Below are 22,454 nucleotides of genomic sequence, written 5' to 3' on the forward strand. Positions count from 1 at the left end.
TGCTGCGGCGACGATAGTTTGGGGGTAGCCCCATGTCAAAATAGCTCGATGCCAGGTTTATTTTTTACAATCACATCACCCCCTCTATTTATTTAGTGGGGGTTTTGTTTTTTCGTCCTTTTTTTAAGCTGTTGTGTATGGAAAAATATTAAGTATTAATATGGTTAATTCTTGGAAATTTATGATTATTATTTAACTAAATTTACAAAAAGTAAGGGCAAGGTAATTCTACCCTTACTATGTATTATATGCCTTATGTGAGTAATATGTGACTTCACAACTCTTGCTGTTTTATTAGGTTTCCAGAGTTGCCCAAAACGATGATTTTGGCAATTATCAACGGAATTACAAGGTTTTTTTCCACTTAATTCACATAAGCTCTATTATTGATTATTTGACTGTATTCTGGTATGGTTAGTAATAAATCTTACCACCGCCCCATTTTGTACCAACAACTTTTGGTTCTAAGAGAATATGTCCAGCAATTGCTTTCAAGTCTTCCTCCGTCAGATTTCGCATGACTTTGAAAGTATCCGCACTCTTGATACTGGGGTGGAGTTCAGAAATCTCTATTTCACCATCATAGGTGGTGGGATTTTTCATATAGTCCACCAATCCTTCGATATTATTGCGGTTGGGTAAGGCACCTGCTAAAGCTTCTGGTTCAAGTCCCACGTTTTGATTAGTTTTAGTAACTCCACCCGCATGACATTGAGCGCAAGCGTAATTAAATAATCGTTTCCCTTCTTTGACTTGTTCTAAACTGAGGACAACGGTATCGCCCTGGGCATTTAATGGTACTGTGCGGATAGCTTCATCTAGTTCTACCGCTGTTGCACTACCGACAAGCATCTGCAATGTCAGCAACATAGTAACCACAACAACCCCAATTAGTCTTCTAAACATATTTCCCCTTCAAGATTTTGATCATTAACACAAGTTTTGATAGCGATACTAAATTTCTATACTGTTCATGACTGATGGGTGATTTGTCTTTGCTAATAGCTATTAGCATTAATTATTGTTGGCAAAATTTTGGCATTACCGAAAATAGTTGAGACATAATTACCTTCATACCTTCTAACTCCAGTGGAGTCCGATGCTATTTATAGGTAATTAAGAGTTGGTTAGACAAAAAACAATCCTTCTACAGAATGACTGTATTAGGCTGTTATCTCTGCTATTAATAGCTTTGGACAACCCATAACATTTGTGAACTTATCATAGAAATTGAGTCACTGTAATACCAATATCATGTTAGGAGTCCAATTTGTTGCCAAAACTTGAGACTCTCATAATCTGATTGCTGCAAATAACCTCAGCCAAGATTGGCGTGAGTCTATTATACTTAATAATCCACAAGGATACTGACTAAGTTGTTGCCCAGACCAGATTACCACCCCACAAAATTTATCCGGTAACAAAGCTAAAATTGTTATTTTTGTTGTTGTTGTGAAATAGAAAGGGTATAGTTATAATTTTGTTTCGATAATTCACCGACATACACTGAGTATTTTCCCTTAGTCCAGTAACCAGAGAGTTTTGGTTTACTTTTCAGATCATCATTACTAAGTACACAGAACCGCCCTCCTGGACCATCAATCAATAGCGTTGCCTGTCCTTCACTCTCTACTCTTAACTGTAGATATGGTACTGAATCTGTCATCTCAATCACTTGACTAGGTGTAGTGGAAATATACCCGCAATCAGTGTTAACTGTTCCCCCGGACATACCAGTTAAAATTATTGGGTCTATCTGGAGAGGATTTTTAATTTCAGTAATTGGGGGTTTGGCAAAACTAGCCTCATTAAGCAATAAACTTATTGCTAACCCCAAGGGAACAATTGTCAATGGTCTCAAAGTCTTCATGTTATTTCTACACCCCTTTAGGTTGATAACGTAATTTGTCAATGAACTTACCCAAAACAGAGCAGAAGTAGGGTAATTCATGAGCTACCCCACCTATATAATAACGTTTATAGCTACGCCACCTGGGCTATCAGCCACATTTTGCATAAATCCTATACTCTTAGTTAGACTAAAGTTAGTAGCTAGTTAGTGATTTGCCAAACTGAGAAACTGTGTAGTATTAGAGGATGTTTAGTCGGAGTACGGGAAATATTGGAAAGCTTACGTTAGGCTAGATAAAACTGCAAAATAACGGATTATTTCATCCGTGTAAATCCTGATCAAATTTCCTGATGTTAAAACTGCAACATCTTCAAAAGACTAATACAGGGTGGTCATTGGATCAACGAGATCCAAAGTTCATCGAGTCTATGATGCCCATATTGGGCTTGTTATATAACTTCTACTTTCGAGTCCAAACCAGTGGCTGGGAAAATGTCCCAGATGAAAAAATTCTCGTTGTCGGTTCTCATAATGGCGGACTTGCATCTCCAGATACATCAATGATGTTATATGACTGGTTTCGTCGCTTTGGTGTGGAAAGACAGATTTATGGTTTAATGCACCCCAAAGTTTGGGATGTATTTCCACCAGCGGCAGAAATGGCAATGAAAGCGGGTGCAATCAGAGCGCATCCCAAAATGGCTTATACGGCTTTGCGGTCTGGTGCTAGTGTCCTAGTCTATCCTGGAGGCGCTGAGGATGTGTTTCGACCCCATGCAATGCGAGATAAAATTTACTTTGCTCAACGTCAGGGGTTTATTAAGTTAGCTCTGCGGGAAAATGTCCCTATTGTGCCAGCGATTTCCTGGGGTTCACATGACACCCTGATTGTCGTGGCTGATATATATGATATCATGCGACAGTTCCATAACATGGGGATACCTTGGTTGTTTGGGGTTGATCCTTTAGTTTTCCCTATTTACCTGGGATTACCTTGGGGACTGGCTTTTGGTCCATTACCTAATATTCCTTTACCCATATCTATCTATACTAGGGTTTGTCCCCCGATTGTGTTCCCACGCTATGGAAAAGAAGCCGCAAGCGATCGCACCTATGTTAATGAATGTTACGAGTTAGTTAGAAGCAAAATGCAGCAGGAGTTAGATACTTTAATCCAACAAGCTACTCATTAACAGTACCCTGGCGACTAGAAACCGCCAGGTTATTTTAATTAATAACAGATTCATAATGGGTAATTACACTCTGTTACCTGAGACTTGACGCTTAAAAGTCGAAACTTGAGGAAATTGCACCTTAATTGTTCGGTTGTACCACTTTGACTTCTTCACACCAAAGTCTATAATCCCATGATTATAAGGTGCAAAGATATCCCTAGCCACCCTTAGCTACTGTAGCAATTCTGCAATCAAGGGACAAAAACCTGTGTACAAATGGATTTTGCCAAGTCTCAAGGAAGTTTTATCTTCAAGTCAGTCTCCTATGGCTGACTGTTCCACGGCTAAGGCCGAACATCAATGGCGTGTCAGTCTCGCGGCCACAGAAAACCTGCTGTTGGGTTTTTTCCAGTCCCTGGCTACGACTTTACCCCATACTACCCCAGGTTTGGTATTAGCCGCACCAGCGCCTTTATTTAGTCACCCACAATTAACACAACATTTACAAACAATAACTTTTACAGCAAAACCTTTTAACCCTTTGGCTTTGATGCCGTTCATCATCCCCTCAGAAATCCCCCAGAATCTAAATATTATTAATAATATTAATATTATTAATAATATAGAAACTATTTCTCCTGATAGTCCCACTTTCCAAGAATCTATTTTACCTTTATTACCGGCTGATCCCCTGGCAGCAGAGCAGTTTTGTTTAGTATTCACAGATAAATTTAGATTAGTGCTGGTTTTGTCCGAACTTGAATCTGGTCAGAAAGAATTTTTATTTTCCTTTGAACCAGAAATAGTACAACAGGCTTGGCAATCTTTAGGTTCTAGGGTAGTTTTAACTAATCCAGAATTGTTTGCTGATTTAGATACTAAAGTTCAAAACTATCCTTTAGTTGCACCAGAGTATCACACTATCATTCAATTTAGTAAATTATTACTCCAGGAATTAACTATCTCAGAAAGTAATCCACAAGTTACCCATACTTTATCACCTGTTCCTTCACCTACTCCACCGCCAAAACATCCATCTCGTCCTGATGTAGAATTACTACAAGCTTTCGCCCATGAGGTCCGCACTCCGTTAACAACAATTCGGATGATGACACGGTTGCTATTAAAACGCCAGGATTTACCCCTCAATGTTATCAGTCGGTTAGAAGTTATTGATCATGAATGTACTGATCAAATTGACCGGATGGAGTTATTATTTAAGGCAGCCGAATTAGAAAACTTATCCCAACAACCCCTAGGCTCAAAATTTTCCCAGGCCGCCCATGCTCAACTAACACCGATGTGTTTAGATCAAGTATTAGAGCAAAGTATTCCCCGTTGGCAACAAGCAGCAACTCGCCGTAATTTAACTTTAAATGTGGTCTTACCTAAGCAACTGCCAACGGTGGTTAGTAATCCTGCTATGCTAGACAGGGTACTCACAGGTTTAATGGAGAATTTTACCCGCAGTTTACCTCCCGGTAGTTGTATTCAAGTCCAAGTAATGACCGCTGGTGATCAACTAAAATTACAATTGTCACCTCAGTTTAATTGTCAAGATCCCCAAAGCTCCATGACAACACCACCAATTCGTAAATCTTTAGGTCAATTATTAATGTTCCAACCAGAAACAGGAGCAATCACTTTAAATATAGCTGCAACTAAGCATTTATTTCAAGCAATTGGTGGCAAGTTGATTGTCCGTCAACGTCCTCAAAATGGCGAAGTGTTGACGATTTTCTTACCTGTAGGAAGTTAGACAATTCTGAATTTTGTCATCAGCGATTCATGTTTTTTGGTCAGTAAATGGCATCAGCAACACCAAAATTTGTCAACTAATCTGAGAGGTTGTTAATCATGATTCGGTATCCAATGGTAAAACAAACATTATTAAAACAAACATTATACAGTTAATCAAATTTTAGCAACTTTTCCCCTACACGCTGCTCACAAATAAATAAACATTCCCACTCTCAACTTTATGCCAAATTTAGTTAAAAGTAAATCCCACCAACGACTAAAACGCCAGCTACTCATCGTTATGTTAGTAATTTTTGCCTCAAGTGTGGCTATGGGCTTGGTATGGGGATTTTTGGTTACCAGTACCCACAGTGCAAATCCTCTAAACTCTTACTTTGCGCCCTTGCGCGAAACATAATTTCTCACGGCAAAATGTTACGATTAGGCAGCTTCAATATTAAAATAATAATTAAAACCACTCATTGTATATAAGTGATCAGTTTTTTAATTCGGTTTTTGAGTAAATTCTCATTTTCCACCCACCCATAAGCAAAGCGGCTGGGTTAGATTAAACGTCTATAATCATATAGCCAAAGCTTGAATCTCCATCCTTCTTGATTTAATTCTATAAACTGCCATGCTAAAACTCTTGTTGGGCGATCCCAACGCTCGTAAACTTAAAAAATACCAACCTGACATTACAGAAATTAACCTCTTAGAGGAAGATATTAAGCCGCTTTCTGATGAACAGTTAAAGGCTAAAACCGTCGAGTTTAAACAACGGCTGTCTAAGGGTGAAACCCTAGATGATATTTTGCCAGAAGCTTTTGCTGTGGTTCGGGAATCAGGACGGCGTGTTTTGGGATTGCGCCACTTTGATGTTCAATTACAAGGTGGTATTATTCTGCATAATGGGCAAATTGCGGAAATGAAAACCGGTGAGGGAAAAACCTTGGTAGCGACTTTACCGAGTTACTTAAATGCCTTGACTGGTAAGGGTGTCCACGTAATCACTGTTAACGATTATCTAGCCCGTCGGGACGCGGAATGGATGGGTCAAGTACATCGGTTCTTGGGTTTGAGTGTGGGGCTAATTCAGTCTACAATGACCCCCAGTGAACGCAAGAAAAATTATGATTGTGACATTACTTATGTAACCAACAGCGAAATCGGTTTTGATTACCTGCGGGATAATATGGCTACCTCCATGTCCGAGGTGGTACAACGGCCATTTAATTTCTGCGTCATTGACGAGGTAGATTCAATTTTAGTTGATGAAGCCCGGACACCCCTGATTATTTCTGGTCAGGTGGAAAGACCTACGGAAAAATATTTACAAGCTGCGGAAATTTCTTTTACTCTCAAAAAAGATGAACATTACGAAGTTAATGAAAAGGATCGTAATGTTCTTTTGACAGATGAGGGTTTTGCTGAAGCAGAAAATCAACTAGGTGTGACAGATTTATTTGACCCAGAAGACCCTTGGGCGCATTTTATCTTCAATGCCATTAAAGCTAAGGAATTGTTCCTCAAAGATGTCAATTATATTGTCCGCAATGATGAAGTTGTGATTGTAGATGAATTTACGGGGCGGGTATTGCCCGGTAGGCGTTGGAGTGATGGATTACACCAGGCAATCGAGGCCAAAGAACGGGTAGAAATTCAGCCAGAAACCCAAACTCTAGCGACCATTACCTATCAAAACCTGTTTTTGCTGTATCCCAAGTTGGGGGGAATGACGGGAACTGCAAAAACCGAAGAAGTGGAATTTGAAAAGATTTATAAACGAGAAGTTACAATTATCCCCACAAATCAGCCCAGAAGACGAGAAGATTTATCTGATATGGTGTTTAAAACCGAATCAGGGAAATGGAGAGCGATCGCTAAAGAATGTGCCGAAATGCACGAAAATGGTAGACCTGTGTTAGTGGGGACAACTAGTGTCGAAAAATCTGAACTCCTCAGCCGACTCCTCAAAGAAATGGAAATTCCCCATGAGTTACTGAACGCTAGACCAGAAAACGTAGAACGAGAAGCGGAAATTATCGCCCAAGCTGGACGCAGCGGGGCTGTAACTATAGCTACTAATATGGCGGGACGAGGTACAGATATCATTCTCGGCGGTAACTCTGAGTATATGGCCAGGTTGAAACTGCGGGAATACTTTATGCCTCGCATTGTCAGACCAGAAGATGATGATAATTTTGGTATCCAAAGGGCTTCTGGACTACCTATAGGTGGTAGCGGTGGTGGACAGGGTTTTGTACCGGGAAAAAAGGTGAAAACTTGGCGGGCTTCTCCAGAAATTTTTCCCACCCAATTAACAAAGGAAACAGAACAGCTTTTAAAAGCGGCGGTAGAGGCGGCTGTCAAGGCTTACGGCGAACGTAGTTTACCGGAGTTGGAAGCAGAAGATAAAGTGGCTGTAGCGGCGGAAAAAGCCCCTACGGATGATGTGGTAATTCAAAAATTGCGGGCGGCTTACCAACAGGTTAAACGTGAATATGAAGAATTTACCAGCAGTGAACATGATCAAGTGGTAGAACGAGGCGGTTTGCACGTCATTGGTACAGAGCGCCACGAATCACGACGGATTGATAATCAATTACGCGGACGGGCAGGAAGACAAGGCGACCCCGGAACTACAAGATTTTTCCTCAGTTTAGAGGATAACCTATTACGCATCTTTGGGGGCGATCGCGTTGCTGGATTGATGAATGCATTTCAAGTCGAAGAAGATATGCCTATTGAGTCGGGTATGTTGACTCGCAGCTTAGAAGGCGCGCAGAAAAAGGTAGAAACCTATTACTACGATATCCGTAAACAGGTATTTGAGTATGACGAGGTCATGAATAACCAACGTCGGGCTATTTATGCGGAACGTCGTCGGGTCTTGGAAGGCGAAGATTTGAAGGAACAGGTGATCAAATACGCTGCAAAAACCATGGACGACATCGTTGATTATTACATTAACCCTGATTTACCTTCGGAAGAATGGGAATTGGAGAAGTTGGTGAATAAGGTAAAAGAGTTTGTTTACCTGTTGGCTGATATGCAGTCTAGCCAGTTGGAAGATATGGGAATTTTGGAAATTAAAGCTTTCCTCCATGAACAAGCGCGAATTGCTTATGATCTCAAAGAAGCGCAAATTGACCAGATTCAACCAGGATTAATGCGCCAAGCGGAACGCTTTTTTATTCTTCAGCGCATTGATACTTTGTGGCGGGAACATCTGCAACAAATGGATGCTTTGCGTGAGTCCGTTGGCTTGCGTGGTTACGGGCAAAAAGATCCGCTAATTGAGTACAAGAGCGAGGGTTATGAGTTGTTCTTGGATATGATGGTGAATATCCGCCGTGATGTGGTTTATTCTCTGTTTATGTTCCAGCCTCAAGCACAGCCTACTGTACAGGCTTGGTGAGATGGTTTAAGGGTTTTTTCTGGGTACGGGCGCAGAGGCACTACAGAGCCGTTTTCTGCGTCTTTTGTTTTATGGTCAGCAGGGGAGAAATGAACCACGAAGGAGCGAAGAGCGCGAAGGAAAGGGGGTTTAAGGAGAGGTATTTTGCGTCAGTCGTGATAGCGGGAATTATCTAAAATTTTTCTGGGACTTCCACTACAGATGATTAACTGATATGATATCGCCTGGAAGGGAGCAAGTCAAAAAGGCATTTATCGCAAAATTACTGATAGCTAATTATGGTTGTTGTAGCAATTCTCGCGGCAGGAAAAGGAACAAGAATGAAATCTAATCTGCCTAAGGTTTTACATTCTTTGGGTGGAAAATCTTTGGTGGAACGCGTTATTGAAAGTGCTGAACCCCTTTCACCTTCACGCAAATTAGTGATTGTTGGTTATCAGTCTCAGGAAGTAAAAACGGCTATTGATTCAATTCATGGCGTGGAGTTTGTGGAACAAACTGTACAATTAGGTACGGGTCATGCTATCCAACAATTACTTCCCTATTTACAAGATTATACTGGGGATTTATTAATTTTAAATGGTGATGTCCCTTTGTTGCGAACTGAAACTCTGAAAGCTCTCTTACAAACTCACCAAGAAAATCATAATTCCTGTACTATTCTGACTGCACAATTGGCAAATCCTCAAGGTTATGGTAGGGTTTTTCGTAATAGTGAAGGTATTGTCCAAAAAATAATTGAGGATAAAGATTGCACTCCTATTCAAAGAGAAAATGATCGGGTAAATGCTGGTATTTACTGCTTTCGTTGGCCAGATTTGGCTAAGATGTTACCACATTTACAAGCTAATAATGCCCAAAAAGAATATTACCTCACTGACGCTGTAACTCAGGTGGGTAAGGTAATGGCGGTAGATGTTCAAGATTACCAAGAAATTTTGGGAATTAACGATAGATTACAATTAGCGACGGCTAATGATATTTTCCAAAGACGCATTCAGGCAAAATGGTTATTAGCAGGTGTGACATTAATTAACCCTGCTAGTATTACTATTGATGAAACTGTGGAATTACAGCCAGATGTGATTATTGAACCTCAAACCCATTTGCGTGGGAAGACGGTAATTAAGTCTGGTAGTCGCATTGGACCGGGGAGTTTAATTGAAAATAGCAACTTGGGTGAAAATGTCACTGTCCTATATTCTGTAGTCACGGATAGTATTATTCAGAATAATACCCGCATTGGACCCTATGCCCATTTACGCGGTCATGCTAATGTGGGTGTAGGTTGTAGAATTGGTAACTTTGTCGAGTTGAAAAACACTCAATTGGGCGATCGCACTAATGTGTCACATCTCTCATATTTAGGTGATACGACCGCCGGAACTCAGGTAAATGTCGGTGCGGGGACAATTACTGCCAATTATGACGGTGTGAATAAGCATAGAACAATTATTGGCGATCGTACCAAAACCGGTTCTAATAGTGTTCTAGTTGCACCTATTACTATCGGGAATGATGTCTACATCGCCGCAGGTTCAACGGTGACAGAAGATGTGGCCGATGATGCCTTGGTAATTGCACGTAGTCGTCAGGTAGTCAAACCAGGTTGGAAAATGAAAACTCAAGATTGACATTTTATTTTGTAGTTTTGTAGGGTGCGTTGCGAACGCACCATAATGTCACAAATATCTTGAATTGGCTCTATTCTTCCGCACCTTGAATTTTCAGTAACAAAGCACCGATAGCCCAACCTACGAAGATGAGACTAAAAGACAATATAGCTGCATTTAACATTTCACCGCTCATTTGCTGCAATTCTCCTTTGTGGATGATTGATTTATGTTTCCTGTTTGTCGGCTCAACTCAGTCTATCAGAACTATCGAGTTAGACCTTTGTTAATTATTCTAAACCAATTTGGGAACAGGGAACAGGGACAGGGGACAGGGAACAGGGGACAGGGAACAGGGGACAGGGAACAGGTGACAGGGGACAGGTGACAGGGGACAGTTGAGGAGGTAGAGTTATTACCAATTACCCATTACCAATTACCCATTACCAATTACCCATTACCAATTACCCATTACCCATTACCCATTACCAATTAACCAACATGACTAATGAAAATAAACGCCCACGGTTGGTATTAACGCTAGGAGATCCGGCTGGTATCGGACAGGAAGTAATTTTGAAGGCTTTAGCAGATCCACAAGTGACTCAAAATTGCGATCTGGTGGTAGTAGGTAGCAGAAATTTAATAACTATAACTTATGAAAATATCAGTAAAAATATTGATAATGATCTAGTTTTGGCAAATCCCGCTGATTTGTCTATTATTGACCTACCTACTGTTGGTAAAATTGTCACGGGTGTGGGTAATGCGGACAGTGGCGCGGCGAGTTTTGCTTATATGGAATATGCTATATCTCACACTTTGGCGGGTGAATTTGATGGAATTGTCACAGGACCTATTGCTAAATCAGCCTGGAAAGCCGCAGGTTACAATTATCCGGGACAAACGGAACTTTTAGCCGCTAAGACCGGCTTTAATATCTCCAAAGACCGGTTTGGAATGTTGTTTGTGGCACGATCTCCTTTTACCGGTTGGACACTCCGTACCTTACTTGCCACCACACATATTCCCTTATGTCAAGTACCCAATACATTAACGCCAGAATTATTAACAAAAAAACTAGATTTGCTGGTACAGTGTTTGGAAAATGATTTTGGGCTGAAAAATTGGAGAATTGTGATCTCCGGTTTAAATCCCCACAGTGGAGAGATGGGACAATTGGGAACGGAAGAAATAGACTGGTTAATTCCCTGGTTGGAGTCAGAACGCCAAAAACACCACGCCAAAAACTCCCTAAATCAGTTAGAAGGACCAATACCACCAGATACAATGTGGGTAAAACCAGGTCTGGCTTGGTATGGAAATGGTGAGGTCAAAAATCCCGCTGATGCTTATTTAGCACTTTATCACGACCAAGGTTTAATTCCTGTTAAATTAATGGCTTTTGATCGGGCTGTAAATACTACCATTGGTTTACCTTATGTACGGACTTCACCAGACCACGGAACAGCCTTTGATATTGCGGGAAAGGGTATTGCTGACCCGACAAGCATGAAAGCAGCAATCCAATTAGCAGTAGAATTAGTCAAGCATCAAGCAACACGAAAACACCTTGATCACAAAATTTCCCCATAGACTACAAAATCATGTTTAAATAAGCCCAAGACAAGCTTGTGGCGAGGTTGGTGGAGATGAAATTACGAGAATTATTAGCGACTGTAGATGGAATTGGATCTCTTGTAAATATACCGGATATTGATATTCAGGGACTTAAAACTAATTCTCATGCTTGTACTCCAGGAGATTTGTTTTTGGGAATGCCAGGAACTAGAGTAGATGGTGGGGAGTTTTGGCCGAGTGCTTTAGCTGCTGGTGCGGTAGCAGCCATTGTTTCCTCCGCAGCAATTCTTAAAACTCCCCCTTCATCAAATTCTATAGTCATTAGTAGCGATAATATGACTAAAGCCTGCGCTCAAATAGCCGCAGCTTTTTATGGTTATCCCGGACAAAAACTCAAAATGGTGGGTGTTACCGGGACAAATGGGAAAACGACTACCACGCACTTAATTGAGTATTTTCTCACAAAATCTAGTTTACCGACGGCTTTAATCGGTACTCTTTACACCCGTTGGCCTGGTTTTGAACAAACATCTGTGAATACTACTCCCTTTGCTGTGGATTTACAACAGCAATTAGCCAATGCTATCAATGCTGGTTGTGAAACCGTCGTCATGGAAGTCAGTTCTCACGCTTTAGCCCAGGGTAGAGTGTTAAATTGTGATTTTGAGGTCGGAGTCTTTACTAATCTCACTCAAGACCATTTAGACTATCATAGGGATATGGAAGACTATTTTGCGGCGAAAGCATTGCTATTTAGTCCAGATTATCTGCAAGGAAAAGCAATTATTAACGCCGATGATGCCTACTGTCAACGCTTAATTACGTCTACAAAATCCGACCAGGTTTGGAGTTATAGCGTTAACAATAATACCGCCAATTTTTGGATGAGTGATTTAAATTATCAACCAAATGGTGTCAGTGGAATTTTACATACTCCTCAAGGAAATACAGCTTTTAGTTCCCCTTTAGTTGGTCAATATAATCTCGAAAATCTCTTGGCTGCGATCGCTACTGCTCTCCATTTAGGGTTAAATTTAGATTTGGTAGTAAATGCCATTCCTGAGTTTCCCGGCGTTCCTGGACGCATGGAACGGGTACTTAACCCACAACAAGATATTAGCGTGATTGTGGATTATGCCCATACTCCCGATAGTTTGGAAAATTTGCTCAAAGCTGCTCGGCCTTTTATTCCTGGTAAAATGATTTGTGTGTTTGGTTGTGGTGGAGACCGAGATCGCACTAAACGTCCAAAAATGGGGAAAATAGCGGCAGAATTGGCTGATTTAGTTGTGGTGACATCAGATAATCCCCGCACAGAAGATCCAGAAAAGATATTACAGGACATATTGGCAGGTATTCCTGATATATTACAACCAATAGTTATCAGCGATCGCGCTACCGCAATTCATACAGCAATTCTCCAAGCTCAACCCGGAGACGGTGTATTATTAGCCGGTAAAGGTCACGAAGACTATCAAATTCTGGGGACTGAGAAAATCCACTTTGACGACAGGGAAGAAGCACAAAAAGCTTTACAGCAAAGAATTAACTAGTGAACAGGTGACAGGTAACAGGTGACAGGTAACAGGGGACAGGTAACAGGGGACAGGTAACAGGGGACAGGTAACAGGGAATAGGGAATAGGCAAGGAGGTAGAGTTATTACCCATTACCCATTACCCATTACCCATTACCCATTAAATTGTATCGGGGAATACTAACTTTAAATGTTGTTCCCTGCTTTGGTTCGCTTTCTAATGTAATTTCCCCTTGATGTTGATCAACGCATTTTTTGACTATTGCTAAACCTAAACCCGTACCGGAAATACTACCAACATTAGAACCACGATAAAAAGAACCAAATAAATTAACTTGATCTTCTTTAGGAATACCAATACCATAATCTTGAATTATAAAGATTATCTGCTCATCGGCGATATTCAAACTGAAATTAACTTTACTACTTCCAGGTGAATATTTCATAGCATTGGTGAGCAAATTTGTGAGAACTTGACGGATAATCTTTGGATCAAATTCCGTAAATAAGGTATCATCTAAAACTGGCTCGCTGCTATTTAAAGAAAACTCTATTACATGATTGTGGCTAGTTCCTTGTATTTCTCCTATGAGACCACGACAAAAAGCAATAATATCTGATGTTTCTGGTTTAAATTCTATTTTCTCAGTTTCAACACTGTTGATCATCAGAACATCATCTAGTAGTTGAACAGTATATTTGATGGTTTTTTGGATCGTTTCTAAGTGTCCGTGTTTTTTTTCCGCGCTTAGACGATCGCTAAAAGTTTGTAAAATCCCTGTAGATGAGGAAATAATAGCTAATGGGGTGCGAAATTCATGGGAGGCCATGGAAATAAAACGCGATCGCATTGCGCTGATTTCTTTTTCTTGTGCGAGAGACTTTTGTAATTTCTCAAATAAATCCGCTTGTTGAATAGCTATTGCTAATTGATTGGCTATTTGTTGCAATAATTCAGCTTCAGATTCTTCCCAAATACGTTTTTGACTACAAGCATGAACAACCAGCACCCCCCAGAGTTTATTATGAGGATGATTTACCCAGCGCCCGCTTTCATTTTCTACCAAATCCTGCAAAATGGGAGCGACAATTTTAGATTTAATATTTCCTTGTCGAGAATATGCCCTCAAGCAATCTGTCCAAATATCATCCATTACGTCGAGAACAATGCGCGGTTTTCCTTGCCAATAGCATTCTAAAATATCTTGTGACCATTTTTCATCTTCCCAATAACTATCTTTAAAAGTCATATAACCGTTAGCAACAGCTTCTTCCACAATTTGACTTTTACCATCAGGAAATAGACGGAAGACAATCACCCTCTCAGCCTGGGTTAATTCTTGCACTTTAGCAGTAATAGTAGTTAAAATATGATTTAAATTGAGGCTAGAGCGAATTTCTTGAGTGATATCTTGAATGGCTTTTTGTCGTTGTAGTTGCAGGTAAATTTCAGTTTCAGCTTGCTTTCTAATTATTAATTCTGACTGTACTTGTTCATATAGCATAGATTGTTGAATGGCGATCGCTAATTGGTTCGCTATTTGTTGAACAAGTTCAATTTCAAAATCTTGCCAGTGACGAGGTTGGGAACATTGATGAATACACAATAAACCCCATAAAGTTTTTCCCTGGATTAATGGTACAACTAAGTTTGCTCTCACCTGAAATCGTTCTAAAATATGACGATGACAATCTGCGAGTCCCGCATTGTCAATATCATCTACTATTTGCATTCTCCCCGCTGCATAGTCGGGAGAAAATCTCTCACCAAAACATTGATCATTAACTTTCATTTCTAGGGCAGATTTAAACCCAGAAACTACTGATTCTGAGACAAATGCACCATAATTAAAATTACTGTCTGTATCAAATTTAAAAATTCCCACTCTATCAGCATTAATTAATTGTCGTATTTCTGCCGCAGCAGTATTAAAAATAGTACGCAAATCTAGGGACTGACGAATGCGTTGGGTGGTCTCCCAGAGTAAATGTTCTCTTTCTGCTTGCTGCTTAATTTTTTGTTCTGCTTGTTTCCATTCCGTAATATCTCTATTCACCCCAATCACCCGTTCTGCTTCTCCTTGGGAATCGCGCTCAATAATGCCGTAAGATTGGAAGAGACGGTTGTTACCATCTGGCAAAACTATTCTAAACTCAATCTCAAATTCTTTGCCATCTTTCAGCTTATGTTGTATAATTTTATTAACTCTGACTGCATCTTCTGGATGTAATGCTGTTTGCCAAATTTCCATACAATCCCCATATTCCGATGTTTTGACCCCATAGAGTTCATACATCTTTTCATCCCAAATTGTGCGATTATTGCGGATATCCCATTCCCAAATAGCAATTTTTGCAGCTTTGATTGCTAATTTTAGACGATTAGAGAGGTTTTGCAGTTGGCTTGTGCGTTTTTCTACTCTGGCTTCTAGTTTTTGATTAAATTGGAATAACTTATTTAAGGTTGCTTGTAATTCCTCTTCTTTTTGCACTAGTTGAGTGATATCAGTATTTGCACCAGATACTCGCACCGCTTTTCCAGTTTCGTCCCGGAGAATATAACTTCTACAGTTAATGAAGATATAATATTCTTGTTTATGTCGCAGCCGAAACTTTAACTCAATAAACTCTATATTTTTATCGTCTAATGCTTGATTGAAGCTGCCACGGATAGGAGCTATATCCTCTGGGTGCATAAAATTCTCCCAGAAGGTTTTAGATTTGAGATAAAGTTCTTCATGTTTGTAACCCAGCATGGAAAACCAACGATCAGAAAAATAAATACTATCTTCTAGAATATCCCAATCCCACCAAGCATCATTTGAACCTTTGAGAACTAGAGATAATCGTTCTTGCAGTTTTTCTGATTTTTGGAATAATTTAGATAATTTTTCCTCTGAATTTTTGCGAACAGTAATATCAACCATAGCTCCAATCACAACGACAATCTCACCTTGATCATCTAAAACTACTTGATTGCGATCTTCAAACCAGATGTAATTACCATCTTTACGTCTCAGTCTATATTCTGTGGACACAGAACTTTTCTGAGCTAGGTTTTTTTGAATCAAAGAATATAATCTGTCTCGATCTTCTGGATGAACTATATCCATAAATTCAGCTAAATTTCTCGGACATTCTGAATATGAGTAACCCAAAACTTCCTCCATATTCGCTGCCCAAACGGGAGCATCATTGAGCAAATTATATTCATACATAATTTGTCCACTAGCTGTACTTGCTAATTCATAACGATTTTTCCATATTTTCAATTCTGCTAACTGTTGTTTGATTAATTCTTCTGCTTGTTGTCGTTGATGAATTTCAATTTGTGTCTGTTGATAAATATTTGCTTGTTGAATCGCAATTGCGACTCGCAGTGATATTTGTTTTACCAATTCGATTTCCTCAAGTTCCCAATTGTGGGGAATATCGCGGTAACTTGCTAACATTAGTCCCCAGAGTTGATTTTTAACAATTAACGGAGACAATAGTTTAGCGCGAATATCAAGGTCTTTTAACATCTGCTGATGACACTGAGTTATGGATTCACTGTCAATGTCATTAATTACCCGAATTTGCCCTTGACGGTAAAGTTCAAGCCATTCTGGACTGATACAGGGATCATGTACTTCTTGATTCAGGACTGAATGTCCACCCGCAACAATTGCTTCAGCGATAACTTGACCACGAAAATCAGCACTGAATTGGTAAACAATCACGCGATCGCATTTTAATATTGTTCTCATTCCTACAACTGTGTTATTGAGAATCTCTTGTAAATTTAGAGATGAGTGAATTTGCGTTGCAATCTGATTAATTAATTCTTCCTGTTCTGCTTTTCTTCTCAGTTTAATAGTGCGCTCTTCTATTTGCTTTTCTAACTCAAGAGTATAATTTCCTAGCAGTTGTATTTTCTCTGTTTCTAGTTGTAATACTTTTTCTTGTAACACTGCTGTTAGTTTATATAATTCCCAAGGATTAAGGGCTTCTAAAATACTGCTGTGGGTAACGATACCAAGTAGTTCCCCTGCGCTTCCTATCACTGCTAAACGCTGAATAAATCGCTGTTCCATTATTTGCTGCACAGTCCAGAGAGGTTCATCAACAGTCACACAGAAAACTGGTGTACTCATGACAGTTTTTGCTAAACAGGTATCGAAATTCACGCTTAAAGCTTTAAGCTGTACAATATCACGCTCTGTCACCATACCCAGAGGAATTGTTAAAGATGCTTGTGTTTCTACAATCATCACCGAACTGACTTGATTTTCTGCCATTAAGCGAGCGATCGCTAGTATAGAAACATTAGCAGGTGCACATAAGACATTGGTGGTCATGACCTCATGAACCAACCGCAAGCGCAACAAGTCTACAGGCCGAAGTATCTGCCGTAAACTTTCGTAAGTCAGGAGTCCCACCAGTTGATTTTCCTCATCAACCAGTGGTAAATGACGAATGCGGTGGTGTTGAAGGAGATTCAGGGCAAAAAAGAGGTCTGTAAATTTTGACTCCTGCAAGGTGATTACAGGATGACTCATGACATCACGGAGGGCTAAATTTTCCAGGTCGGGTTTTTGGGCGCTGAGTTCGACCACATTTTGTTCCGTAAAGATGCCTACTGGACGATTATTTTCCACAATTAGGACACAACTGGAACGGCCTTGAATTTGTAAATGTTCTAGATGGTTATCAGTGGTTTGGGGAACAGAACAAACTGCTTGTACGTTCAGCCACAGGGGGTTTCCCCCTATTCCACTCATTTGGACTACAGCTTGTCTAACCGTTGTATCGGCAGTTGCGACTAACGGGTTATAAATAATAGCTGACTTTAGTTCCGTTGCACTGATAGAATTTACAGGTATCAACATTTAAGTATATCTATTTTGTATAATTACTTTTGTGTCACCTAATAATTTTACAATAGTTTTACAGAAATTCAGTATATAAGCTCAAATAAATATCAAATATAGGAATTTATAAATAAATAAATGGTAAGCTGTACTGCATTTAAATATGTATAACCTCAAATCAGTCTAATGCTTGGGGGGTGTGGGGCATCTCTGCCCGCCATAATGTATAAATATTCATAAACTTTCTAAGTAGCTTAAAAGGTCTGCCATTTCCTGGACACTGGGTTGGAATTTCGGCATAGGGGGCGTTTCCCCGCTAGTTACTTGATGAATTAGTCCATAGCGGGATTTGTATTTGGAGATTTCATGTAGAGTTGGACCGACTAAGCCATTTGCTTTTAAGCCATGACAGCCAGCGCAGTTGATTTGGAAAATAGCTTTCCCCTGCACTAGGTTTCCCTGAAGGGAGAGAACACTTTTGACATAAGGATCAGAGGCTTGCACTATCTCAATCCCAAACAGGACTAATGGCAGGGTTATCAGCATCGCTATAGTAAAGATAACGATCTGTTGAATCAGGGTTTCAGGTTTGATCAGATGGTTATCCAAAAGAGTTGCTTCTACAGTCTTCAAGTTTTCATTTCCTACACATAGCTTAAAATTTATTGATTGTGTTCGCAAGTACATAAGACGATTTTTATATAGTATTTAGATTTAAAACTGCGATGGGACGCGGGATTAATGCCAAATTTGGTAAAATCAAAAACAGGAAACGAATCTTTCAATAATCGCAACAAGGAGCTTTACAGTGGTTGAACCTCTATTATCAGGTATTGTGCTTGGTTTGGTTTTTGTAACTTTAAGTGGACTTTTTTACGCTGCCTATAGACAATATAAGCGTCCTACAGAATTAGGCGGCTGATATTGATTCAGGAGTCAGGGAAGAGGCCAGGAGTAGGAAGCGGGGAGCAGGGGAAATAATTACCCATTCCCCATTACCCATTACCAATTCCCTGCTCTTGATAAAATGTCAAAGCTGTGTTACCATAGGTTTTTTGTCGGCAGATTTCCCAGTTGGGAATTGTTAGCGGTGTCCAATCTTGGTGACGGTGTTCCACTGCTATTTCTCCTGGGGAATCTAAAAGCTGATACTGAGCGATCGCTTGTAATACTGGTTCATATAATCCACTAGCATAAGGTGGGTCAAAGTATATTCTGTCAAATTTTTGACCTGATAATTTTTTTAACTGTTGAGTAACGTTTCCCCGTAATAGCTGAAATTTTTGTTCTGGCTTGGCTACCTGTTGCCAATTTTCTTGGATGATGGCGCAAGCAAGACTTGACTGTTCAATGCCAATAACGACGCTGGCTTCCCTACATAAAGCCTCAGCACCCATTGCCCCGCTACCGGCGCACAAATCTAGCCACCGGCAACCAGTAATTGTTCCTTGCCAAATATTAAATAATGCTTCCCTGACTCGCGCACTCGTAGGTCTGGTATGTTTACCTGGTAAGGTTTTAAGCAGACGATTACCGTAAATTCTCAGACTCATTAGTTATTGGTAATCCGATTTTGGATTTTGGATTTTGGATTGATTCCGGGAATAAATCCGAGGGTTTTGATCATCAACGGCTTATTTGTCATTAATCTTGAACTTATAGCTAGTAGCAGATCATACTATCAGAGTTTAACAACCGAAAATTCCGATTTTGGATTTTGGATTTTGGATTTTGGATTGATTCCGGGAATAAATCCGAGGGTTTTGATCATCAACGGCTTATTTGTCATTAATCTTGAACTTATAGCTAGTAGCAGATCATACTATCAGAGTTTAACAACCGAAAATATTGCCAACTTTTGTTAAGCAAAAAGTTTTTCACGGACTTGAGCCACAAAATTAGATAATATTTGCAAGCCGACATTTGATGATTTTTCGGGATGGAATTGCACGGCCATAAGATTTTCATGAGCGATCGCGGCCGTAAAGGTTTGATTTCCATGGGTAACAGTAGCCGCGCGGACTTGGGTATTTGTAGGTTCAACATAGTAAGAATGAACAAAATAAACCCAAGGATCGGCGGGTAAATGTTCCCATAAAAGATTTTTTGGTTGCTTGAGTTGGAGTTGATTCCAACCCATGTGGGGAATTGTCATTCCCGGTTCAGAACGAAAACGGCGGACTTTTCCGGGAACAATTCCTAGTCCTGGTAACGTCCCTTCGGCGCTGGATTCAAACAAAATTTGTAATCCTAGACAAATACCCAAAAACGGTTTACCAGAAGCGATAGCATCTTTAATAGGTTTTTCCAAACCACGCGATCGCAAATGTTGTACCGCTGGATCAAATGCTCCCACGCCTGGTAAAACTATAGCATCTGCTTTCGCCAACTCTTGAGAACAATAGGTAACTTGAGGAGTTGCACCAGCTTTTTCTAATCCTTTGCAGACAGAGTGCAAATTTCCCATATCGTAATCAACAACTGCAATCACTGGCATTTAGCTGCTCCTTGTAAATTTATGAGGAAGGGCATTTATTTAATTATTCTAATTCTAAATAATATTTCTTATGCAGAAAAAAAATACTATTAACTTCTTTTGAGATTTAGCTAAGTCAACAAGAGTCAAAAGCCAATGACTTGTTACTCGCACTAGCCAAAATGGCTTCACTCTCCCATGATTTAAATTTCTTGCACCGTCTACCTGTAGATGTACAACTGGCCAGTTCTCCCGTCATTGCCAAAATTAATGACATTCAGCTTGACTATATTATCTATTGTGCCATGGCTGCAAGTCCTTCACAATTAAGTATAGAACTCCTGGTCTGTAGTACAAGTATCTTACCTTTAGAGTCTATAAATTCTAGCGAAAATATTTTGCGAACCACTGTTGATCTGGAAAAATTATTAGTGTCAACAGCAGCAGTTGAGGTTAGCTATGATTGTGGTAAGTGTGTCTGTGAGGGAGTTTATTATTCAATCTTAGACTATTTACCCCAGTTTCAACCGTCAATTAAGTGCATTTTTGTTTATGTACCCATGTTAAATGAAGAAAATTTGATTCGGATTGTTGCCGATTTTGTTTTGATCATTAACAACTTGGCACTTCTTTAGAAATATTAACGTCTGTTTTAAAAAAATTACTGAGTATGATGTTGCCACTATTACTTTCTTTGGCTCTTGCACAAGCGAACTTGGTGACCCCACCAGAGGAAATATTGCAAGTACAATCAGTACGCCCTTTGCCAGGACAATTAGATTCAGTACCAGTATTTAATAGCAATAGTCCAGAATTGGTATTAAAGGAAGGAATTTTACTTTCTACTTTTCCAGCAGCAGGAAAAAAAGTTACATCAGCCCATTTAAATTTTCCCTTCCGTGGCCAATTTGATATTTTTGCCCATCATGTGACTAAAACTGAATTACTAGAAAATTTACCTTCTCTTTACTTGGGTATTATTTTACATAACCCTGGTTCTCAACCAGTGACAGTAAATATATTACAAGCTGCTAGTTATTTAAGTCAACCAGATGCCCCATTTCAGGAATTACCATCTTTAATTGCCAATGACTTGGGAACAGTGTTTGCAGGTCCAGGTAGTCGCGTTATGTCCGATATTTTGAGGGGTAGAAGACAAGATATTTTTCCCCCGCAAATTGTCATTCCCCCCGGTCAAAGCCAGATGTTATTAAATTTACCAATTCCTGTCCAAGGGTTAATACCGCCTTTAAATGGTCGTTCTACATATCTGCGATTACGAAGTAATGGTAATATTTACGTTGCTAGTTTGGCGATGTTTGCCCAGAAAAATACTGATGGTAGTGAACGTACGCCTAATTTAGCAGAATGGCAAAATTTATTAGATAATGGTGAATTATCCACTCCTAGAGATAAAATCCCCACTCCTATCACAGGAAATAATAAACCGGGAATTTACGGACGTGTAGCCGGAGTATCAAAGGGTTCTCAATGGCGGGCTTATGTGGTAGATCAACCTAAAAGTAAGTATTTAACTATTCCTCAACCTGGTACAGGGTTTTCCTACGGGTTGAGTACCTTGCATGGTGGAACTTTAGGCACAAATCAAATTCAAACTGCACCTATGTTAGTCCGTTATCCTGATACGGCCTATTATGCTCATGGTAATTATGGTGTTCAATATAGTCTGAAGTTGCCTTTATACAACAATACTGAAAATGAACAAACTGTAAATGTGGCAATTCAAACTCCACTCAAAGAGAATGAGTTAAGTAAATCAGGAATCCGCTTTCTTCAACCACCTGCGCGTCAAGTCTTTTTTAGAGGAACGGTGCGTTTACGTTATCAAGAACAGGGACAATGGAAAAATAAGTTTGTACATTTGGTTCAAAGGCGTGGTGAAATGGGACAACCATTAGTAGTATTGAATATTAAACCAAAAAATACCTCTTTAGTACAATTAGACTTTCTTTATCCACCAGATGCTTCTCCACCACAGGTTTTAACGGTGTCAACTCAAATTAGATAGGGTTTTCAGCTATTTTTGCGATAAATGCAAGATAATAATGCTATTACTGCAATAGTAACTTGAATCCCACATTCCGCACCCCAAACTGTCACAGAGGTAAATTACGTAGAGAAAAAATTAAAGAGAGCATCAAAACAAACATATAAAGTGAAAAAAGGCATTTGAGAAACAGTAAATC

The 22,454-nt window shown here is 39.7% G+C and carries 16 protein-coding genes; 9 read left to right on the forward strand and 7 right to left on the reverse strand.

Annotated elements, in window-relative coordinates:
* Positions 1-414 precede the first annotated feature (414 nt).
* Both psbV and H6F62_RS18785 read right to left on the reverse strand, forming a co-directional pair.
* Positions 415-906, reverse strand: a complete 492-nt coding sequence (psbV, locus tag H6F62_RS18780; RefSeq protein WP_137909639.1) for a photosystem II cytochrome c-550 — start codon at positions 904-906, stop codon at positions 415-417.
* A gap of 529 nt (positions 907-1,435) precedes the next feature.
* Entirely contained in the window at positions 1,436-1,870 is a 435-nt protein-coding gene (locus H6F62_RS18785) for a hypothetical protein (RefSeq protein ID WP_137909640.1), read from the reverse strand.
* A gap of 332 nt (positions 1,871-2,202) precedes the next feature.
* Between H6F62_RS18785 and H6F62_RS18790 the strand changes: the two genes are divergently transcribed.
* The 4 genes from H6F62_RS18790 to glmU all read left to right on the forward strand — a co-directional run bounded on the left by H6F62_RS18790 (position 2,203) and on the right by glmU (position 9,822).
* Positions 2,203-3,045 carry a lysophospholipid acyltransferase family protein gene (locus H6F62_RS18790; protein WP_137909641.1) on the forward strand — a complete coding sequence of 281 codons (843 nt, stop codon included), beginning with the start codon at positions 2,203-2,205 and terminating at the stop codon, positions 3,043-3,045.
* A 250-nt stretch (positions 3,046-3,295) separates the two neighbouring features.
* Positions 3,296-4,786: a HAMP domain-containing sensor histidine kinase gene (locus H6F62_RS18795; protein WP_137909642.1), complete on the forward strand. Its 1,491-nt coding sequence runs from the start codon at positions 3,296-3,298 to the stop codon at positions 4,784-4,786.
* A gap of 618 nt (positions 4,787-5,404) precedes the next feature.
* Positions 5,405-8,188 (forward strand): preprotein translocase subunit SecA, encoded by a 2,784-nt coding sequence (gene secA / locus H6F62_RS18800; protein ID WP_137909643.1) that lies wholly within the window; start codon positions 5,405-5,407, stop codon positions 8,186-8,188.
* Between the two features lie 278 nt (positions 8,189-8,466).
* Positions 8,467-9,822: a bifunctional UDP-N-acetylglucosamine diphosphorylase/glucosamine-1-phosphate N-acetyltransferase GlmU gene (gene glmU, locus H6F62_RS18805; protein ID WP_137909644.1), complete on the forward strand. Its 1,356-nt coding sequence runs from the start codon at positions 8,467-8,469 to the stop codon at positions 9,820-9,822.
* A 70-nt stretch (positions 9,823-9,892) separates the two neighbouring features.
* Here the strand turns inward: glmU and H6F62_RS18810 are convergent, their stop codons facing one another.
* Positions 9,893-9,997, reverse strand: a complete 105-nt coding sequence (locus H6F62_RS18810) for a PetM family cytochrome b6-f complex subunit 7 (protein WP_137907794.1) — start codon at positions 9,995-9,997, stop codon at positions 9,893-9,895.
* Positions 9,998-10,302: 305 nt separating this feature from the next.
* On the opposite strand from H6F62_RS18810, the gene pdxA reads away from it, so the two are divergent.
* Together pdxA and H6F62_RS18820 are read left to right on the forward strand one after the other, a co-directional pair.
* Positions 10,303-11,397, forward strand: a complete 1,095-nt coding sequence (gene pdxA / locus H6F62_RS18815) for a 4-hydroxythreonine-4-phosphate dehydrogenase PdxA (RefSeq protein WP_190372701.1) — start codon at positions 10,303-10,305, stop codon at positions 11,395-11,397.
* 56 nt (positions 11,398-11,453) lie between these two features.
* The gene (locus H6F62_RS18820) at positions 11,454-12,935 is read left to right on the forward strand and encodes a UDP-N-acetylmuramoyl-L-alanyl-D-glutamate--2,6-diaminopimelate ligase (RefSeq protein ID WP_190372702.1); all 1,482 of its coding nucleotides are present in this window, start codon (positions 11,454-11,456) and stop codon (positions 12,933-12,935) included.
* 129 nt (positions 12,936-13,064) lie between these two features.
* Here H6F62_RS18820 and H6F62_RS18825 read toward each other — a convergent pair whose 3' ends face one another.
* The gene (locus H6F62_RS18825; protein ID WP_190372703.1) at positions 13,065-17,789 is read right to left on the reverse strand and encodes a GAF domain-containing protein; all 4,725 of its coding nucleotides are present in this window, start codon (positions 17,787-17,789) and stop codon (positions 13,065-13,067) included.
* A 216-nt stretch (positions 17,790-18,005) separates the two neighbouring features.
* Complete coding sequence (locus tag H6F62_RS18830) at positions 18,006-18,380, reverse strand: cytochrome c (protein WP_137907799.1); 375 nt, start codon at positions 18,378-18,380, stop codon at positions 18,006-18,008.
* A 199-nt stretch (positions 18,381-18,579) separates the two neighbouring features.
* On the opposite strand from H6F62_RS18830, the gene petG reads away from it, so the two are divergent.
* A complete protein-coding gene (gene petG, locus H6F62_RS18835) occupies positions 18,580-18,693 on the forward strand; it encodes a cytochrome b6-f complex subunit V (RefSeq protein ID WP_015078754.1) in 114 nt (37 codons plus the stop codon).
* 73 nt (positions 18,694-18,766) lie between these two features.
* On the opposite strand, the gene rsmD is transcribed toward petG, so the two are convergent.
* Both rsmD and hisH read right to left on the reverse strand, forming a co-directional pair.
* Complete coding sequence (gene rsmD, locus H6F62_RS18840) at positions 18,767-19,324, reverse strand: 16S rRNA (guanine(966)-N(2))-methyltransferase RsmD (protein ID WP_190372704.1); 558 nt, start codon at positions 19,322-19,324, stop codon at positions 18,767-18,769.
* Positions 19,325-19,632: 308 nt separating this feature from the next.
* The gene (hisH, locus tag H6F62_RS18845) at positions 19,633-20,268 is read right to left on the reverse strand and encodes an imidazole glycerol phosphate synthase subunit HisH (RefSeq protein WP_137907788.1); all 636 of its coding nucleotides are present in this window, start codon (positions 20,266-20,268) and stop codon (positions 19,633-19,635) included.
* Positions 20,269-20,429: 161 nt separating this feature from the next.
* On the opposite strand from hisH, the gene H6F62_RS18850 reads away from it, so the two are divergent.
* Both H6F62_RS18850 and H6F62_RS18855 read left to right on the forward strand, forming a co-directional pair.
* On the forward strand, positions 20,430-20,882 hold the full coding sequence (locus tag H6F62_RS18850; RefSeq protein ID WP_306420209.1) for a peptidase C15: 453 nt from the start codon (positions 20,430-20,432) through the stop codon (positions 20,880-20,882).
* 38 nt (positions 20,883-20,920) lie between these two features.
* The gene (locus tag H6F62_RS18855; protein ID WP_190372705.1) at positions 20,921-22,276 is read left to right on the forward strand and encodes a DUF3370 domain-containing protein; all 1,356 of its coding nucleotides are present in this window, start codon (positions 20,921-20,923) and stop codon (positions 22,274-22,276) included.
* The last annotated feature ends 178 nt before the right edge of the window (positions 22,277-22,454 follow it).

The organism is Anabaena sp. FACHB-1391 (assembly GCF_014696755.1).
In the GTDB taxonomy this organism is placed as follows: Bacteria; Cyanobacteriota; Cyanobacteriia; order Cyanobacteriales; family Nostocaceae; genus Dolichospermum; species Dolichospermum planctonicum.

What these genes read in the sequence shown, in the direction of transcription:
- psbV (WP_137909639.1), bottom strand. Translation starts at nt 906, where the DNA reads ATGTTTAGAAGACTAATTGGGGTTGTTGTGGTTACTATGTTGCTGACA.
- H6F62_RS18850 (WP_306420209.1), top strand. Translation starts at nt 20,430, where the DNA reads ATGGCTTCACTCTCCCATGATTTAAATTTCTTGCACCGTCTACCTGTA.
- H6F62_RS18790 (WP_137909641.1), top strand. Translation starts at nt 2,203, where the DNA reads ATGTTAAAACTGCAACATCTTCAAAAGACTAATACAGGGTGGTCATTG.
- H6F62_RS18820 (WP_190372702.1), top strand. Translation starts at nt 11,454, where the DNA reads ATGAAATTACGAGAATTATTAGCGACTGTAGATGGAATTGGATCTCTT.
- H6F62_RS18825 (WP_190372703.1), bottom strand. Translation starts at nt 17,789, where the DNA reads ATGTTGATACCTGTAAATTCTATCAGTGCAACGGAACTAAAGTCAGCT.
- H6F62_RS18855 (WP_190372705.1), top strand. Translation starts at nt 20,921, where the DNA reads ATGTTGCCACTATTACTTTCTTTGGCTCTTGCACAAGCGAACTTGGTG.
- H6F62_RS18785 (WP_137909640.1), bottom strand. Translation starts at nt 1,870, where the DNA reads ATGAAGACTTTGAGACCATTGACAATTGTTCCCTTGGGGTTAGCAATA.
- secA (WP_137909643.1), top strand. Translation starts at nt 5,405, where the DNA reads ATGCTAAAACTCTTGTTGGGCGATCCCAACGCTCGTAAACTTAAAAAA.
- pdxA (WP_190372701.1), top strand. Translation starts at nt 10,303, where the DNA reads ATGACTAATGAAAATAAACGCCCACGGTTGGTATTAACGCTAGGAGAT.
- H6F62_RS18810 (WP_137907794.1), bottom strand. Translation starts at nt 9,997, where the DNA reads ATGAGCGGTGAAATGTTAAATGCAGCTATATTGTCTTTTAGTCTCATC.
- glmU (WP_137909644.1), top strand. Translation starts at nt 8,467, where the DNA reads ATGGTTGTTGTAGCAATTCTCGCGGCAGGAAAAGGAACAAGAATGAAA.
- hisH (WP_137907788.1), bottom strand. Translation starts at nt 20,268, where the DNA reads ATGCCAGTGATTGCAGTTGTTGATTACGATATGGGAAATTTGCACTCT.
- rsmD (WP_190372704.1), bottom strand. Translation starts at nt 19,324, where the DNA reads ATGAGTCTGAGAATTTACGGTAATCGTCTGCTTAAAACCTTACCAGGT.